The sequence below is a fragment of the Acinetobacter sp. AOR41_HL genome (genome assembly GCF_027854645.1).
GTDB lineage: Bacteria > Pseudomonadota > Gammaproteobacteria > Pseudomonadales > Moraxellaceae > Acinetobacter > Acinetobacter nosocomialis.
In genome coordinates this window covers 16,431-32,990 of sequence record NZ_JAKTHZ010000005.1, presented here as the reverse complement: position 1 = coordinate 32,990, position 16,560 = coordinate 16,431, and the positions used below count along the sequence as shown (strand labels likewise).

Annotated in this window: 17 protein-coding genes; 4 read left to right on the top strand and 13 right to left on the bottom strand. The window is 39.7% G+C overall.

All coding sequences use genetic code 11. From position 1 onward, the window contains the following. Positions 1-151: 151 nt before the first annotated feature. The 9 genes from MKL35_RS00970 to MKL35_RS00930 are packed head-to-tail and all read right to left on the bottom strand — an operon-like array spanning position 152 to position 7,913. On the bottom strand, positions 152-1,108 hold the full coding sequence (locus MKL35_RS00970; RefSeq protein WP_270912579.1) for a p-hydroxyphenylacetate 3-hydroxylase reductase component: 957 nt from the start codon (positions 1,106-1,108) through the stop codon (positions 152-154). 45 nt (positions 1,109-1,153) lie between these two features. Further along, positions 1,154-2,107 carry a PDR/VanB family oxidoreductase gene (locus MKL35_RS00965; protein ID WP_032010565.1) on the bottom strand — a complete coding sequence of 318 codons (954 nt, stop codon included), beginning with the start codon at positions 2,105-2,107 and terminating at the stop codon, positions 1,154-1,156. 34 nt (positions 2,108-2,141) lie between these two features. Beyond that, on the bottom strand, positions 2,142-2,879 hold the full coding sequence (locus MKL35_RS00960; protein WP_032010568.1) for an SDR family NAD(P)-dependent oxidoreductase: 738 nt from the start codon (positions 2,877-2,879) through the stop codon (positions 2,142-2,144). Between the two features lie 10 nt (positions 2,880-2,889). Beyond that, on the bottom strand, positions 2,890-3,375 hold the full coding sequence (locus MKL35_RS00955; protein WP_001056937.1) for an aromatic-ring-hydroxylating dioxygenase subunit beta: 486 nt from the start codon (positions 3,373-3,375) through the stop codon (positions 2,890-2,892). Between the two features lie 10 nt (positions 3,376-3,385). Then, positions 3,386-4,663: an aromatic ring-hydroxylating oxygenase subunit alpha gene (locus MKL35_RS00950; RefSeq protein ID WP_032010569.1), complete on the bottom strand. Its 1,278-nt coding sequence runs from the start codon at positions 4,661-4,663 to the stop codon at positions 3,386-3,388. Positions 4,664-4,692: 29 nt separating this feature from the next. Continuing rightward, positions 4,693-5,220 (bottom strand): nuclear transport factor 2 family protein, encoded by a 528-nt coding sequence (locus MKL35_RS00945; protein ID WP_032010571.1) that lies wholly within the window; start codon positions 5,218-5,220, stop codon positions 4,693-4,695. Between the two features lie 10 nt (positions 5,221-5,230). After that, the gene (locus MKL35_RS00940; RefSeq protein WP_000387550.1) at positions 5,231-5,590 is read right to left on the bottom strand and encodes a hypothetical protein; all 360 of its coding nucleotides are present in this window, start codon (positions 5,588-5,590) and stop codon (positions 5,231-5,233) included. A gap of 28 nt (positions 5,591-5,618) precedes the next feature. Continuing rightward, the gene (locus tag MKL35_RS00935; protein WP_106479800.1) at positions 5,619-6,767 is read right to left on the bottom strand and encodes an acyl-CoA dehydrogenase family protein; all 1,149 of its coding nucleotides are present in this window, start codon (positions 6,765-6,767) and stop codon (positions 5,619-5,621) included. A 36-nt stretch (positions 6,768-6,803) separates the two neighbouring features. Next, the gene (locus MKL35_RS00930) at positions 6,804-7,913 is read right to left on the bottom strand and encodes an amidase (RefSeq protein WP_106479796.1); all 1,110 of its coding nucleotides are present in this window, start codon (positions 7,911-7,913) and stop codon (positions 6,804-6,806) included. A 148-nt stretch (positions 7,914-8,061) separates the two neighbouring features. Between MKL35_RS00930 and MKL35_RS00925 the strand changes: the two genes are divergently transcribed. From MKL35_RS00925 to MKL35_RS00915, 3 genes are all read left to right on the top strand, one after another. Then, positions 8,062-8,529, top strand: a complete 468-nt coding sequence (locus tag MKL35_RS00925; RefSeq protein WP_032010578.1) for a MarR family winged helix-turn-helix transcriptional regulator — start codon at positions 8,062-8,064, stop codon at positions 8,527-8,529. A gap of 408 nt (positions 8,530-8,937) precedes the next feature. Next, positions 8,938-10,287, top strand: a complete 1,350-nt coding sequence (locus MKL35_RS00920) for a spinster family MFS transporter (protein WP_106479797.1) — start codon at positions 8,938-8,940, stop codon at positions 10,285-10,287. 113 nt (positions 10,288-10,400) lie between these two features. Further along, a complete protein-coding gene (locus MKL35_RS00915) occupies positions 10,401-11,657 on the top strand; it encodes an OprD family outer membrane porin (protein WP_032010584.1) in 1,257 nt (418 codons plus the stop codon). Positions 11,658-11,692: 35 nt separating this feature from the next. Here the strand turns inward: MKL35_RS00915 and MKL35_RS00910 are convergent, their stop codons facing one another. The 4 genes from MKL35_RS00910 to MKL35_RS00895 are packed head-to-tail and all read right to left on the bottom strand — an operon-like array spanning position 11,693 to position 15,527. Next, positions 11,693-12,436 carry an SDR family oxidoreductase gene (locus MKL35_RS00910; RefSeq protein ID WP_032010588.1) on the bottom strand — a complete coding sequence of 248 codons (744 nt, stop codon included), beginning with the start codon at positions 12,434-12,436 and terminating at the stop codon, positions 11,693-11,695. Positions 12,437-12,451: 15 nt separating this feature from the next. Further along, positions 12,452-13,150 carry a histidine phosphatase family protein gene (locus tag MKL35_RS00905; protein WP_032010591.1) on the bottom strand — a complete coding sequence of 233 codons (699 nt, stop codon included), beginning with the start codon at positions 13,148-13,150 and terminating at the stop codon, positions 12,452-12,454. Next, entirely contained in the window at positions 13,147-14,268 is a 1,122-nt protein-coding gene (locus MKL35_RS00900) for a phosphotransferase family protein (RefSeq protein WP_032010593.1), read from the bottom strand. Before MKL35_RS00900 ends, MKL35_RS00905 begins: the two co-directional genes overlap by 4 nt. Before the next feature lie 17 nt (positions 14,269-14,285). Continuing rightward, positions 14,286-15,527 (bottom strand): acyl-CoA dehydrogenase family protein, encoded by a 1,242-nt coding sequence (locus tag MKL35_RS00895; RefSeq protein ID WP_270912573.1) that lies wholly within the window; start codon positions 15,525-15,527, stop codon positions 14,286-14,288. Positions 15,528-15,615: 88 nt separating this feature from the next. Here MKL35_RS00895 and MKL35_RS00890 point away from each other — a divergent pair, with 88 nt between their 5' ends. Beyond that, a complete protein-coding gene (locus MKL35_RS00890) occupies positions 15,616-16,536 on the top strand; it encodes a LysR family transcriptional regulator (protein ID WP_106479798.1) in 921 nt (306 codons plus the stop codon). Positions 16,537-16,560: the final 24 nt, after the last annotated feature.

Here is a 16,560-nt window from a genome sequence, read left to right as displayed (position 1 = left end):
GGTGGTGCACTGTCTTGGCTTATTCGCAATCTTGTTTTATTGATAAACAAATTGTGTGCCAAAAATTCCTTGTCCTTGGAATTGTTTTGATGATAGTCAGCTAGATGTAAAGAAGCTGATAAATCAATTCAATTTATCAGCTTAATGGGGCTTATGCTACTCCTGCAAAGTCTCGCAGCATGGTTATAAAAATATCCTTTTGCTCATCAGAATATTTTTTAAACACTTCATTTTGGTGGCTGTCGGCAATATCAAACAAATACTGCGCCGTTTGTTTACCTTTCTCTGTCAGTGCGTACAAATTATCGTGATCAACTAACAATCCTTCAAATTTTAAAATTTCAGCCGACCTTTCAACTTCTTGCATTGGCATAGCAATATCTCTAGGTAAATCTTCTTTACTTGAGGCAGTACCACTTGCCAAAACAAGTAAGAGACGTGATTCACTGATACGGAAACCCGAAGCCATTTGCTTTGGAATATAGTCAGTTTGATAAGCTTTAAAAGCACGGCTCATTAAGTAGCAGACATTATTATATAAATGCCCATAATGTGTTTGGTCTACACCGCTCTGTTCAGTTTGTTTAACTTGAAGGCTTGGATGCGGCATTACACAAGAATATGCACCTTGATGGTAAACCAGCGGGCTTCGGCCTTGATCATGGAAACGGACTACTTTACCAATAATAATCCAGTGGTCACCACCTTCAATCACTTGATAACGTTCGCACTCAAACACTGCAGAACAATTTTCTAAAATGGGTGCGCGTCCTGCACCGAGTTGAAAATTTGTGTCAGCAAATTTATCAATATTGCGTCTCGAAAACTTATTAGACAGCTCAATTTGCGTGCCCGATAAAATATTGACAGCAAAATGTGTTGCTTCTTCAAATACTGAAAAACTTGAAGATTTTTTATCAATGCTCCACAAAATAAGTGGTGGGTCGAGCGATACCGAGTTAAAACTATTTGCAGTTACACCGACTTTCTCACCTTGTGCATTTTGTGCAGTAACAATGGTAACGCCTGTCGCAAAATTTCCTAATGCCCGTCGGAACTGTAGTGGATCGACCGTAAACTCATCTATTTGTTGTAATACATTCATCATCTTTCTCCTAAACCTTCTCTTACATCCATATAAATCGCGAGAGCATTAGATATCTAAAACTAATCTCGGTGTTTTAGAGCGCGAACAACACACCAATATTTGTTCATTGCTGGCTTTTTCTTCATCAGTAAAATAAACATCTCGATGATCAGGTTCGCCTTCAATCACATCGCACATGCAGGTTCCACATACACCTTGCTCGCAAGACATTTCAATCTCAATGCCTTCTTTAGCCAAAGCCTGCAAAATGGTTTCGCCAGCTTCAACCATAATAATTTTTCCGCTACGCTCAGCCACCACCTCAAATGAATCTCCCGAGGTATCAGTTTCGACTTGGAAATACTCTTTGTGGATTTGCTGCTCAGGAAAATCGTGAGTCATGGCGAGGTTAATCACCCAATCCATGAAACCGACTGGACCACAGGTATAAATATGACTCTCTAGGTCAATATCTTTAATGGCAGATTCAAAAAATGCTCTGTGGCTTGCGCCTTCGGATTTAAAATGGAAAGTTGTGTATTTTGCTAACTCACCATTTTTAATTTCATCAACAAACGCACATTTTTCAGGGCTAGCACCACAGTAGTGAAGCTCAAATGATGCACCTTCATGTGCAAGCTGATATGCCATCGTAATTAATGGCGTAATCCCGATTCCACCGCCAATCAATACACTGTGTTTAGCTTTTAAAAGTGGGAATAAGTTTTTCGGCTCACTGATCTGAATTTGCATACCATCTTTAATTTCATCAAATGCAGAAATCGAGCCGCCACGTGATTCAGGATCACGTAAAATCCCAAGGCGAAACTTACCTTCGTCATTTGGATTTTGGCAAAGCGAATATTGGCGCACCATACCATTCGGTAAGTGCACATCAATATGTGCACCAGGTTCAACCTTTGGTAATGCAGCAGAAGTTGCAGATTCAAACTCCATAACTGCAATATTTCCACCTTCCACATGGCGATTTTTAACGACAACGTCATAAAGTGTAGTCATGATTTAACTCCCTTTTCATGGTTAAGCGATTGGCTTAACGCATGAATAAACCACCGTTAATATCCCATGTTGCACCAGTCACAAAACTTGCATTTGGACTCGCAAGCAATCCACAAGTTTCAGCAATAAAATGCATACTTCCTAAGGCCTTAACCGGAATATTCTGGATGAACTGTTCCATTTTTTCGTCTGGCACCACACTATGAACGATTGGTGACTCCATTGGTCCCGGTGCAATCGCATTGACCGTAACACCTTTTGCCGCAAACTCTTTGGCAAAAATTTTGGTTAACGTCACAATAGCCCCTTTGGTTGCCGCGTAGTGTGCACCCGTTGCAGTACCGCCGTTTTGTCCCGCCAAAGACGCCATATTAATGATGCGTCCATAACCTTTTTTGGCCATGTATTGACCAATAATTTGACAAGCTTGAAAGGTGCCGCGTTGGTTAACTTGGGTCACCCAATCAAAATCGGCTGCGGTAATTTCTAATACGGGTGTTGCTTTAGTGACGGTAGCATTGTTAATTAACACATCAAGTTTAGAAAATTTCTCTTCAATCCATTGCACCGCTGCATGAAAATCTGCCTCTACCGAAATATCCAGCTTTAAAGGAAGCATATTTTGGGCATACTGACTTTGTGCTTTGGCATTTTCGGCTTTTTCAAGCGTACTTGCCGACAAAATCACTTGATGACCTTGGCTCGCAAAATATTCAGCAATCACATTACCGAGTCCAGAAGCAGCACCTGTCACTAAAACAACCTGTTTCATGTTACCGCTCCTAAAGAATGTAGCTAATACCAGCTAAGGTATCGGTTGAGTTAACCAAGTTAATGATTTTACGGTTAATCTTAAAACCAGTATCGGCATCACGGGTTAGATGGTACGTAATATCGGCCGTGTAATGCTTGAGGTTTTCTTTACGAAATTCACGCAGGTTTTGAGCGCAGCGTAAAACGATTTCATCATCTTGATCTTGAATCACTCGTACTCGCGAAATGCTGCGTACCGTATTCGCTTTCGGTGCCGTAGAAATTGCCTCACCATTTTCGAGTCGTTCTACACGTAACTTACGCATATGATTATCGTCATAGGCATAATTTAAGTTGTTTTCGTAGTCTGTGAGGTTCGGGTCAATCGGAATGATATAAACACCTTTTTCATTCCATAAATTGAGCCATTCACGGTACTCACTGTGATCTAACATATCTGCTTCAGCCCAGATGAAAGCAGTGACTTCATTTAATAATTGCAGATTCATATTCATTGCTCTCTCCTTAAGCTGTCATCATCTTTTTCCATTGCTGATATGCTGCACGCATACCTGTTTCAGCACTGACATCACTTTTTAAGCCATCTTCGGTTTTAACTTCGCCCGGTAAACCGCGGTTGAGCATGATCCATAAATCATTACCGGCATTGGCACCGTGTTGTACGCGTTCCCAAGCCTCAGAGTCATCTGGCGTGCCAAAACCAAATGGGCCTTGGAAATGTTCATGCAAACGTAAGCGATATTGATTGGCAATTTGTGGACCGCCATCCATCGTAATCACCGAGTGATGAATCTCTGTTTCAGCGACTGAAATTGGCTGTAAGACACGGAAGAACGCCATTGAGCATGCAATATTTGGGAATAAATTTAAGTTAAATCCAGAACCACCCACTGCTCGAACAATACGGCGTACTTCTAACTCTTCATGGCCTTCGTCACGCAAAGCTTGAGCCAAGTCTTCGAAACGCTCTTGAATTGGTCGCTCCATTAAGTCTTCTTCTAAATCGACCAGTTCAGGAATCATCACCATGACACTGTGACCGTTGCCTAAGTCTTCAACAAAGCCCGGCTGGTTTTCAAAGTTAAAGAGTTCTTCGGTTTTTTTATCTACAGAACTTAAGAATGACTTGTGCACCAACGGGAAATGATATGCATCGGTGGTATTTTCAAGCTGGATTTTCCAGTTACCCGGAAAACGGAAGCGGTGTTCACCCAACACTTTAATTGGATAACCCGCGCCTTGTTTCATAAACAGGTCAATCCATTTTTTTGCTGGTCCAAGGAACTCTTCAAGCGGTTGAATGTCTTCTTTAAATGAAGCGAAGATCATGCCGTTATATTCTTCTACACGTAGACTCACCAACGGTAATTCTGACTTATCTAAACAATCGCCGTAACTTTCTGGAGATGGCACACCACGTAAACTGCCATCAAGTGCATAACTCCAACCATGGTACGGACATACAAAACTATTAGTTTTTCCTTTTTTATGTTCGCATACGGTTGCTGCACGGTGACGGCAACGGTTTAAAAGTACATGGACTTTCTTTTTACGGTCACGTACCACAACCACAGGCTGTTTACCAATGTTAATGGTTTTATAGCTTCCGCCTTCCGGAATTTCGCTGGCATGCGCAACCCACACCCAAGTGCTATAAAAGATTTTTTCCATCTCTTCCTCAAAAATGCGTTCATCTTTATAAAGAGAAGTATGGGCACGGTCACTTTTAACTAAAGCATCGTAATCAATGCCAATGTTATGCGTTGGGATAATACTGTTCATATCAATAGTCCTTTTAAATATGTCCTGGGTCATTCCTGGGAAGGTACCGGCAACTCGGCTTCACTGTGCCAATGCGATACCGGACGACTGAAAATATTCTGTGTTTGGAAATATTTAATTTTCCATGTTCCATCTGCTTGCTTTTTAAACTTCACCTTGAGCTTTGCCGCATTTAGATGACTACGGCCATCTTGAAAAGTTGAAGTTTGCAACATCAGCCATGAAGCATTTGCATTATTTTGATTTACATAAATTTGTTCTGAATTTACAAAATGTGCATTCATGACAAAGTGAGATTCTTTTTGTGTATAGCGTTTGAACATGTCATAAATAGACTGCCAAGAATCATAGCGACCAAAGGATTTGGCATATTTGTCACCAATACCTTCCCAAATACAGTCTTGATCAAAAAGATTCATCAACTCATAAAGATCTGTATTTGCATTGAGCTCGTCGCAGATTTCCATATAACGGTTTATGCAGTTACGGATAGCATTGTGTGCTTCCAACTGTTCTAGCCGTTCTATGATTTCTGCAATATTCACTTTGTCAGTCATTGCGGTCGCCTTAACGTTGAATAATCAATTCACGCCCAACACGAGCTTCAACTTTGCAATATTTCCAAAGTTTGTATGGCCCTTCACCCACCACGGTCGTTCTAAACAAGTTACAAGCTGCATGTACTGTCTCAATATCCGGAACATCTGCAAGCAAATAAGTGGTCCAAGGCCAGCCCGTACTTGCACCCACCATGCTTTGGTCATCATCAAGATTCCCAAAAACATGCACACCAGGTAGGTCATGAATGCCATTCCACATTTCACCAAATGCTGCCCAAACCGCTTTTGCTTCAGCAGGTTCTGCATCAAAAAAGTTCTGGTTAATACCCATGCAAAACAACACGCGTAATGGTTTTTTAGCTTCCATCTCAATATTCCTTTTTAAAAATTTAAACTTATAGATAACCTGGGGTTGGCTTTAACCCGAAACTGACTAAACCTGCATTTTGTAAAGTTACATCACCCATAAAGGCATGTTGGGTCACCACATTGGTGTCATTTACAAAACGGCTAAATGGATTGTTGGTATAAATCGCTGTCATACCCGCGAGCATTTGCATTTTTCGGGTCACTTTGGCGCAAACGCGAGCTGCATGGGTACATGCCAAACGCATATCACTAATTTGTTCAGCAGTTGCTTCACGACCAGCAATAATTTCATTCCAGACAATATCCATGGTTTGATAAAACCAAGACTTTGCCGCCTGAAACTCTGCATCAGCTTGAGCAAACTCATATTGAGTCACTGGGCGGTTTGCAATTTCTGCCCCACCCGTAATAGATGCTTTACCCGGTGCTAATTTTTCAAATTCTTCTAATGCGGCAGCTGCAACACCAATACCCACCACGGTTAATACTTGAGTCGCTAAAGACAGTGATGGATATTTAAAAAATGGCTCGCTGAGTTTTGAAGGTTCACCACGTACAAAGGTCCATTTCTTTTCGACCAATACATCTTCAACCACCAAATCATGGCTTCCGGTACCTTTTAGGCCAACAGTGTCCCATGTCATTTCGATTTTGGCTTTGTTGGCAGGCATCACAGCCATACGTGGTAAACCTTGCATTTCATTGTTTTTAAGCGGTGAAATCCCCACGCCGACAATGTCAGCGCCCATACAACCACTTGAGAATTTCCAACGTCCGCGCACCACCACACCTTCATCGGTAATTTCGGCAGGCTGAGGTGGGAAAATACCTCCGGCAAACACGACATCTGGCCCATTTTGGTACAACTCTTTCAGCGTTTCTTCCGGCAAACTTCCTAAATACGCAGGGCTCATACCGAAACTTGCCACCCAACCCACTGAACCATCAGCTTTAGATAAAGTTTCGATCAACTCACAAAACTGCCGTGGTGACCATTCTTCACCACCAAAACGTTTAGGCACTAAGGCACGGTAAACACCAATTTTTTTAAGCTTTTCGATAATGTCTTGGCTCACATAGGCCTGATTATCAAATTCACCTGCACAGGCACGCTCACGAATTTCTTGGCACAAAGCATCTAAGTCAACTGCTTGGTCTTGAGAAGCAAACTCCATTTTAGACAACTTATTCATCATCTAACTCCTTGTAATTTATTGCATTGCATTAACACAAAATTTGGCTATTGCGCATAATTGCTCATCTTTTTGATGCTTTGATACGATCTGTAAGCCCACAGGCAAACCTTCACTGGTTTCAAGTGGCACTGAAATAGCTGGATGTCCTGATAAATTAAATGGTCGAACTAAACCGGTTAGGTTCAAAAAAGCGACCGTGTTTTCAGCTTCAAAAACTTTTGGTGGAATTTGTGGAAGTGTCGGCAGAACCAATGCATCATATTTATCTAATAAAGCATCGAGTTCCTCTGTCAGCTGCGCTTTTACAACTTCTGCTTGTTTTACTTGTTCTAAAGTGGTGTGTGCCGCTTTTAATAAACGATTATTTACATCAGAACCAATTAAGCCTGTTTGGGTTAATTCACCAAAAGCTTGCCAGTTTTCATAGTTAATAATTTGCATGCCTGCATCATAAGCTACTTCAAAATATTCAACTTTTTCTAAAACGGTCTCTAAATTTGCTTTTTGAAGTGTTTGATAAATACAGTTCCAAACAGCCTCATCTGCTTTGACATCGAGCACTGCAAGTTTTGGTGTACGAGTGCATTCAGCCCGCTTAAAAGTTGGATCAATAATTTGCATGGCTTTTTCAATCATCTCGACTGAATTTGCAAAAGGACCAACGCAATCTAAAGAACTTGACGGCGGGTATACGCCTTTGCGACTTACCCGACCGAAAGTCGGTTTTAAACCATAAACTCCACAACACGCAGCGGGCATACGAATTGAGCCGCCTGTGTCTGTCCCTAAAGTAAAGTCAGCTTGTTTTGCTGCAACTGCCGCGGCTGAACCACTCGAAGATCCACCCGGAATAAGTTCAGGATATTTAGGATTGATAGGTGTACCAAAAGCGTGGTTAATGCCTGTAATTCCAAAAGCCAATTCGTGCAAATTTGTCTTACCAATAATTTCGCAATCAGCTTTTAAGATGTTTTTAACCACCTCAGCATCATCGTGCGCGGGTTCAACTTCTAATAGAGCTTTACTGCCAGCAATGGTTTTTAGACCTTGAATATCTATAGTGTCTTTCACCATCACCTTAAGTTTGCCGCTTCCTTTTTGCACACTTTGGCTAATAATATTCATTCACTTTTCCATGTATTTTTATTCATTAATTAAAATATCAGAAAATTTAATGGAATTGTCAAGTAATTTTTCTAATGTGTGTTCAGGGAAATATGCAAAATTTTGTTTATAATAGGATTACCTTTTTTTACTAAGTTATTGCTTAGCTATGCTTGATCATTTAGAACAATTTCTTCCCAATAAAGAACCGTCGAGTATTCAAAACTTCCCCTTTTTCTGGGTTTCCCAAGTTAATGGTAAATATTCACAACTTATTGAAAAATCTATAAAGAAACTTGGCATTGATAATACTCGCCGTAAAATTATTTTAAGTACCAATGCGCTTGGGGAAGCCAGTATCACTGACATTGCCAATCTTTCTACTTTAAAACTCACGACAGCGACAAAGGCTGTATATCGATTGGTAGAAGATGGAATTGTGGAAGTCTACTCCTCTACCACTGATGAACGCATCTCAATGGTGAAATTAACGGCCAAAGGAGTTGAGCTGGTTGAACAGATTAATCAAATTAGTGTGGTTACCTTAGCTGGGATCCTCAATGCTTTTTCAGAGTACGAGCTACACAATTTAAATTCTCAGTTAAAAAAATTATTTGATCTCATGCCATCCAGTTAATTATTTCCATCGGCACTAAATTAACTTGGCTCTAGAGCAGTTAAAGCTAGTCATTCTTTAGCTGCTTACTATAAAAAGTCTAACCAAAAATAAAAATAAGTAAAATCATATTGTTATTTAATTAAATTCTTCCAGTAGCTCACTTAACATACTTTTTAGGTATCTAAACATACTCAACAAGTAATGGAATTTTACATATAAAAAGAAAATAATTATTCAACAATCTACCCAATCTTACTATTTCCGTTTGTGCTAAGACCTCTTCTTCAAGGTCCTTACCAAACCAAATTCAATCATTTCTAGCCGTTCCATTATTCATTTCAAATGGGGACGTATCAAAAATTTTGAGGATGAATAGAAGCTAGAAATCAATTTCTTTAAAGCGTTTTATACATAAGGATTAAGTGTATGAACCAAAGTAATATCGCTGTTGAAAGGATACAAAAGAAAACCAATGCATATGCATGGTATGTGGTCATACTTTGTATGTTGGCCTATATATTTTCATTTATTGACCGTCAAATTCTGGCGTTGATGATTGAACCCATCAAAGCAGACCTTCAACTTTCAGATACTCAATTTAGCTTATTACATGGCCTTGCCTTTTCACTATTCTATGCTGTGATGGGCTTACCATTAGCCTATATTGCCGACCGTTTTTCCCGACCAAAACTGATTTCAATCGGGATTATTGTCTGGAGCTTAGCAACAGCAACTTGCGGTTTAAGTAAAAACTTTATTCAACTATTCCTAAGCCGTATGGCTGTGGGCGTTGGTGAAGCAGCTTTATCTCCAGCGGCCTATTCAATGTTTAGTGACATGTTTAGTAAAGACAAACTAGGCCGCGCGGTCGGGATCTATTCAATTGGTGCTTTCTTAGGTGGAGGTATCGCCTTTTTAGTTGGCGGTTATGTGATTAACCTGCTTAAAGGCGTGACACTCATTGAAGTTCCTTTATTAGGTGCACTTAAAGCATGGCAAATTGCCTTTTTAGTGGTGGGCTTACCCGGCATCATTATTGGTTTGTTATTTATTTTGACAGTTAAAGACCCTGCACGTAAAGGCCAGCAACTCAACCAAAGCGGACAAGTTGACCAAGTTAAATTCACACAGTGCCTTCAGTTTATTAAAAAACATGCAAAAACTTTTGCTTGTCATTATTTAGGTTTTACCTTTTATGCAATGGCACTCTACAGTCTGACTAGTTGGACACCAGCATTTTACATTCGTAAGTTTCAACTCGCACCGACTGAAACAGGCTATATGCTCGGCACTATATTGCTGGTTGCAAATACTTTAGGCGTGTTTTGTGCAGGATGGCTAAACGACTGGTTTATTAAAAAAGGACGTCAAGATGCACCGATGTTCACAGGTGTGATTGGTATTATTGGCCTGATTATTCCAATTGCGTTTTTTACCCAAACAGATCAACTCTGGCTTTCAGTAACTTTGCTCATTCCTGCAATGTTCTTTGCCTCCTTCCCGCTTGTGATTTCGGCAACAGCATTACAAATGTTAGCACCCAACCAATTTAGAGCACGCCTTTCTGCCCTATTCCTTTTGGTGAGTAACTTAATTGGACTAGGTGTTGGTACAACATTAGTGGCAATTATTACAGATAAGGTTTTTGGCAATCCATTAATGGTGGGTTCTTCTTTATCTATTGTGGGTGGTTTGTCCTGTGTACTGGCTTTAGCTCTACTTTTTAAAGGCTGTAAATCCTTTAGTGAAAGCATGAAGCTTGAAAAATTACATTAATTGAAGCAACAGCCACTAAAAACAGGAGTTCCCTTTAAACAATTTAGGGAACAACACACCAATATTTCACAATACGTAATGCCGAGGACTGGCATATATCTTGGAAATGGATTATGGAATTATTTCACCGCTTTCAACCACATACTTTAGCTGTTGCCACTTTAATACTTATGTGTAGCAGCTCATGGGCTGCAAATCCAAATCAGCAACCTGAAGATGAATGGAAATTCATTTTAAAAAATGCCTATATCAACCGCGATTTTGATAATGACGCCCTTAAAGATACCGGTAGTTGGTCTCAGGCAGCATCTTTATTTTATAAATCGAAAATGCATGACACTCCACTAGTCATAGCAGATAAACCTATTACGATTGGAGCTGATGCTTCTGTTCAATACGCCGTGCGTTTAAGTTCAGACAAACATGTCGCAGATACTGTTTTGCCTTTTAATAAAGAAACGCAATCTCAAGCATCCGACTATTTAAAATACGGTGCCACCTTAAAACTAGGTTATGACAAAACACTTTTGAGTGTCGGCGAACTCTGGCTAGATTTACCTGTAACAGCAGTCGATGCTAGCCGTCAGTTACTCACTTCCTATTGGGGCACTAATCTTAAGTCACAGCTTTCAGATCAACTCTATGCAGAAATTGGTCGAGTTGAAAAAGTCTCTCCACGAAATGAAGAAGACTTTAAAAAGTTTTCTTTCACATCCAATGGAATTACTAAAGAATCTGATGGCTTAAATTATATTGACTTGCGCTATCAATTCACGCCGTCTTTAAAAGGTGAATATTATTTTGGTAATTTGGAAGACCTCTACAACAAACACTATGTAGGGCTTGAACATACATGGAAACAGCCTAACTTTGCCCTCACTTCTAAGTTTAAATACTTCAATGCGAAAGATGACGGTAATACTTTTAATATTGATGCCCAGAACATAGGCTTACTTGAAACTGTTAAAGTAAAAAATCATACCTTTGGTTTGGGTTACCAACAAATTATTGGAGAGTCAGCTTATCCGCTACCGGATGGTTTCTTACCAGAGACGTATTTCATTAACTGGAATGCTACGGGCTTTTTCAAAGAAGATGAAAAATCTTACCATGTCATGTATGGCTATGACTTTAAAGATTATGTACCGGGCTTAAACGCAATGGTGAAATATGTTTACGGTCATGACTTTAAAGCAGCTAATGGTGAGAAAAACCATGAAACCGAATCAAACATCATTCTGAACTATGCCTTTCAGCAGCCTTTCTTAAAAGGCTTTGCCCTGCAATATATTCGTATTGACTACAACGTTAAACATGGTAATGACTTTGGTGAAGATCGTTTATTTGTCAATTACACCAAAAAATTCTAAATAAAAATTACCCCCCTAAATTTGGGGGGTATTTTTTATCCTAATTTATTAACCAACTTTAACGGCAAAACTTTCATGGCAATACTCATTGGTAGCCATGGCCATTGTGGTACATACGCTTTTACAGGCTGTTTTTCAATCGCTTTGACTAAAGCTTTACACCCTGTTTTGGCATCGACTTCAAAAGGTAAATGTTTTGCACCTTCGTTCAATTCAGTACGAATGTAACCCGGAAAAATGGTTGAGACTTTAATTGGAGTATCTAGTAACTCAGCGCGAATACCCTCGGCCAAGTGAGCAACTGCAGCTTTACTTGCCGCATAGGTCGATAAATGTTTTGGTAATCCGCGCATCGCACTCATGGATGATATTACCACCAAATGACCTGCATTTTGCGCTCTAAAAATTTCAATCGCTGCCTCACACTGCGCTAAAGCAGAGATAAAGTTTGTTTCGGCCGTGGCTCTGTTAATTTCAAAATTACCTTTACCAATACGGCGACCATTTCCGACTCCGGCATTTACAATAATTCGGTCTAAATAGCCAAATTCTTGTTTAAAGGCACGAAAAACTTCAAAAACTTGATCGTAATTGGTAACGTCCAGACTTTTCGCAATTACCTTAATACCGTACTCATTTTCTAGTTCGGTTTTTAAAGTCTCTAATCGGTCTAAACGGCGTGCACAAATTGCCAAGTTATAACCTTTGGCTGCAAATTCATTCGCCATACCTGCACCTAAACCAGAACTTGCACCTGTAATTAAAATTGTCTTTGCCATGCTTTATCCTTATTTTTAAATCCATGTCAGTAAATCTGGACGCTCAGCTTTTATAAAATGATGTTCATTTAAACTTAAAACCTGAGCTTCGTTTCCAACTAAACGTAAAGTGGTGAGGCTTGTATTGGTAATTGCCCAATTCAAAGCAAAAGTTCGATTTGGGCTCAATTCAAGTAGCTTGCCAATTGCTACCGAAATCACACCACCCGAGGTAAAAACGACTGCATAACGAGGTTTGGTTTTTGCCAACTCATCACAAAGTTGCTGTAGCGCCGTTTCAACTCTGCTTTTAAAATGTGGCCAAGACTCATCATATTCATGATGAAAATCTCCGTCGGTCCATCGTTCAATCGCACCTTCAAATATTTTTGCAAGATACGCGCGAGGGTTATGCTCTTTTGTGACATCGGCTTTTAACAGTTCAGGCTGTTCAAAACGTGGCTCATAACGGGCAAAAACCTGTTGATGGTTAAACTCATTCCATAAATTATTATGATGAATTACCGCATCTGGAAAACATTCTTTTAGTGCGAGCTGTGCAGTTTGTTCATGGCGCTGCATAGTTCCTGCAACTATATAAGGTTGTTCTTTCAATATTTTCTTAAAATATTGACCTAATAAAGTCGCTTGAGCTTCACCATTTTCAGACAACTCATCATAGTTACTTTTACCAAATGATGCCTGTCCATGTCTTACCAGATAAATTGTGGTCATCTTCTTAAAATACCCTGTATTTTTTGTAGAGATTGCTGAGCAAATTCTGATTCTTGCAATTTTTGCTGCGCGATAAGTTTTAAGGCTCTGATATGTAGTGCATGGATCACGATCCAGAAATCTTTAAATGCAGGGTTTCGGGTCTGTTTATGGTAATAACGGTAATAGATTTGCTGAGCGATCACTGCTAAACGGAATACACCGAAGACTTCATAAAAAGTCCAGTTTTGAGGTTCCAGACCAGTTTTTTGCAAATAATAGTCAACGACTTCTTTGCGAGAGAACATTCCCTTTAAATGGGTAGGCTGACGGCGTGTTGATCTGAAGATCATATTATCCGTAGGCTCAACCCAATAAGCTAAAGCACTACCTAAATCCATTAATGGATCACCCAAGGTCGCCATTTCCCAATCCAGCACCCCAATCACTTCTGTTGGATGTTCCGGATTTAAAATTACATTATCAAAACGCCAATCATTGTGAATAATGCAAGTTGTAGAATCTTGAGGAATATTATCGTTTAGCCATTTTCGAACATATTTAAATGATGGTACGTTAATTGTGCGGACTTTTTCATAACGCTTATCCCAGCCCTCAACTTGTCTACGACAATAGCCAGTACCTTTACCTAGTTCAGCTAAAGGTGTGTTCTCATAAGGAACTTGATGCAGCTCAATGAGTTTATCAATAACGTTTACACAAAGCTCATGAACATCTTCTTCATTAAAGCCAAGCTCAGGCGGCAATTTTGCACGAGGAATAATTCCTTCAATGCGTTCCATGACATAAAAATCACAGCCAATGACCGATTCATCCTGACAAAGTGCCACCATTTTAGGAAGTACTGGATAATAAGGTGCAAGGTTTTTCTGCACCATATACTCACGGGCCATATCGTGGGCTGACTTGGCTTTTGTTCCTTTTGGTGGACGTCGTAAAATTAAATCCGTATTTTCATACTTTAAACGATAAGTCCAATTCGAAGCCCCGCCCGTATATTGAGTAACGACTGCTGGGCCAACTAACTCAACACCCTGGTTCTTTAACCAGTTTTCAACTGCCCCAATATCAAGTTCTTCACCTTCACGTACTTCACCGCCAATATCAATTACCGACATATTGTTTTCCTTTAAACTTATACTTTCTTATGACGACCATAACCACGTTTGGCCAACTCTAATTTGGCAATCATGCCTTTATGTACTTCATCTGGGCCATCAGCTAAACGTAAACTGCGTGCTTGGGCAAAGAAACCTGTTAATGGCGTATCTCTTGAAACGCCCGCACCGCCATGTAGCTGAATTGCCATGTCGACTACTTTTTCTAATACGCTTGGAGCGACTACTTTAATTGCAGATATTTCTGTTAAAGCGGCCATGTTTCCTAAAGTATCCATTTTATAAGCAGCATACAAGGTTAAAAGTCTAGCTTGATCTATGGCTACTCGCGCATCGGCTACACGCTCTAGGTTTCCACCGAGTTTTAGAATTTCTTTGCCAAACGCCGTTCTAGACATACCTCTATCAATCATAAGCTCTAGTGCTTTTTCAGCAGCTCCGATACAGCGCATACAATGATGAATACGCCCCGGCCCTAAACGACCTTGTGCAATTTCAAAACCTTGACCCGCTCCACCAATAAAGTTTTCAATAGGCACTCGAACATTATTAAAGTGAACCTCACCGTGTCCATGTGGCGCATCGTAGTCACCAAACACAGGTAACATCCGTTGAATTTCGACACCCGCCGTATCAATCGGTACTAAAACCATAGAGTGTTGATGATGGCGGTCTTTAGTTTCATCTGGAGTATGGGCCATAAAAATAATGACTTTAGCATTTGGGTCACCTAAACCAGACGACCACCACTTTTTGCCATTTAAAACAATTTCATTACCATCGATGAGTGCGGTCGCTTGCATATTGGTTGCATCGCTTGACGCGACATCTGGTTCAGTCATGCAAAAAACTGAGCGAATTTTTCCGTCCAATAAAGGCTCTAACCATTGTTGTTTTTGCTGTTCACTGCCATAACGCCATAACACCTCCATATTTCCCGTATCTGGTGCATTACAGTTAAAAACGGTTGGTGCCAATAAACTACGACCAGTTAATTCAGCAATATGCGCATATTCTTGAACAGTTAACCCTGCACCGAGTTTTTCATCGGGTAAAAACATATTCCAAAGGCCTGCCTGTTTGGCTTTAGATTTTAGAGTTTCTAAAAGCTCAGGCCACTGCCATTTTTTCCAGTTTCCATCTGGATTTAACTCGTGAACTTCTTCCCAAAATTTTGCTTCGACAGGTTCTATTTCTTCTTGAATAAATTTTTTAGTTCGCTTAGCAAAATCTTGAGCTTTCTTGGAGAGTTCAAACATTCTTTTTCCTTTACATCATTATCTGGTCTTTACATCAACATAGCTTGAAACTTAATATGAATGAAATGATTTTATTAAATAACGTATCATGAATAATATTCATAACCTCCATGGCCTAGACTTAAGTTTTTTTCACCGAATTGATATCAATTTATATCCGCTTTTTATCGCGATTTATGAGCAAAAAAGTATTTCAAATGCGGCAAGTAGTCTCAATATTACGCAGTCAGCAGCAAGTCATGCTTTGCAGCGTTTACGCCAGCAACTTGAAGATGATGTATTTATACGTGTAGGCAATAAAATGTCTGCAACGCCTTTTGCAGAACAGATTTATCCAACTGTTAAGCAAGCACTTTTAACCATTCAAAATATTAGCCAACAGAGACATGTGTTCGACCCAACAAGTTTAAAAAGCTTAAAAATCGCCGTGCATGATGAAATTGAGCCAATTATTCTTCCAAGATTGGCTCAACATTTTCAAAATCTTAATTTAGATTTGCAGTTTGTTAGTATGAAACTCGATCGAAAACATATTATGGCGGACTTGGCGACACAACAGCTCGATTTCGTGATTGACCTAGAACAATACTTGTCTCCGAAAATTACCTTTGATCTGCTGGTCACAGATGAGTTCATCATTTGTAGTCAACTTAAAGAAGTCGATTTATCTAGCTACATTAGTGGTAGACACATTGGTGTTTCATCACGCCGTACGGGCGCTTTACTTGAAGATATTTATTTAAACCAACATCAAAAAATCTCTAGAAATGTATTTATGCGCTGTCAAAATTATTCAACGGCGTTACAAGTTTTGGGAGCTCAAGCCGACGCAATACTCACCATGCCTCGTATGATTTTACAGCATTTATCTTATAGCCCTGATATTCAGCTCCATTCTCTACCTTTTGAGATGACCAATATTAAAATGGGTATGTTTTGGCACGAAGATTTGAGGGATAATTTAAGGCATCAATTTTTGCGACATGAAATTATTAAACTTTTTCAGTAAAGCAAATTGATCTACTAAGCTTCT

Coding starts and splice junctions, on each gene's coding strand:
- MKL35_RS00905 (WP_032010591.1), bottom strand. CDS start 13,150: ATGACCACAATTTATCTGGTAAGACATGGACAGGCATCATTTGGTAAA.
- MKL35_RS00970 (WP_270912579.1), bottom strand. CDS start 1,108: ATGATGAATGTATTACAACAAATAGATGAGTTTACGGTCGATCCACTA.
- MKL35_RS00945 (WP_032010571.1), bottom strand. CDS start 5,220: ATGACTGACAAAGTGAATATTGCAGAAATCATAGAACGGCTAGAACAG.
- MKL35_RS00950 (WP_032010569.1), bottom strand. CDS start 4,663: ATGAACAGTATTATCCCAACGCATAACATTGGCATTGATTACGATGCT.
- MKL35_RS00960 (WP_032010568.1), bottom strand. CDS start 2,879: ATGAAACAGGTTGTTTTAGTGACAGGTGCTGCTTCTGGACTCGGTAAT.
- MKL35_RS00940 (WP_000387550.1), bottom strand. CDS start 5,590: ATGGAAGCTAAAAAACCATTACGCGTGTTGTTTTGCATGGGTATTAAC.
- MKL35_RS00930 (WP_106479796.1), bottom strand. CDS start 7,913: ATGAATATTATTAGCCAAAGTGTGCAAAAAGGAAGCGGCAAACTTAAG.
- MKL35_RS00935 (WP_106479800.1), bottom strand. CDS start 6,767: ATGGAGTTTGCTTCTCAAGACCAAGCAGTTGACTTAGATGCTTTGTGC.
- MKL35_RS00895 (WP_270912573.1), bottom strand. CDS start 15,527: ATGTTTGAACTCTCCAAGAAAGCTCAAGATTTTGCTAAGCGAACTAAA.
- MKL35_RS00910 (WP_032010588.1), bottom strand. CDS start 12,436: ATGGCAAAGACAATTTTAATTACAGGTGCAAGTTCTGGTTTAGGTGCA.
- MKL35_RS00955 (WP_001056937.1), bottom strand. CDS start 3,375: ATGAATATGAATCTGCAATTATTAAATGAAGTCACTGCTTTCATCTGG.
- MKL35_RS00915 (WP_032010584.1), top strand. CDS start 10,401: ATGGAATTATTTCACCGCTTTCAACCACATACTTTAGCTGTTGCCACT.
- MKL35_RS00965 (WP_032010565.1), bottom strand. CDS start 2,107: ATGACTACACTTTATGACGTTGTCGTTAAAAATCGCCATGTGGAAGGT.
- MKL35_RS00920 (WP_106479797.1), top strand. CDS start 8,938: ATGAACCAAAGTAATATCGCTGTTGAAAGGATACAAAAGAAAACCAAT.
- MKL35_RS00890 (WP_106479798.1), top strand. CDS start 15,616: ATGAATAATATTCATAACCTCCATGGCCTAGACTTAAGTTTTTTTCAC.
- MKL35_RS00900 (WP_032010593.1), bottom strand. CDS start 14,268: ATGTCGGTAATTGATATTGGCGGTGAAGTACGTGAAGGTGAAGAACTT.
- MKL35_RS00925 (WP_032010578.1), top strand. CDS start 8,062: ATGCTTGATCATTTAGAACAATTTCTTCCCAATAAAGAACCGTCGAGT.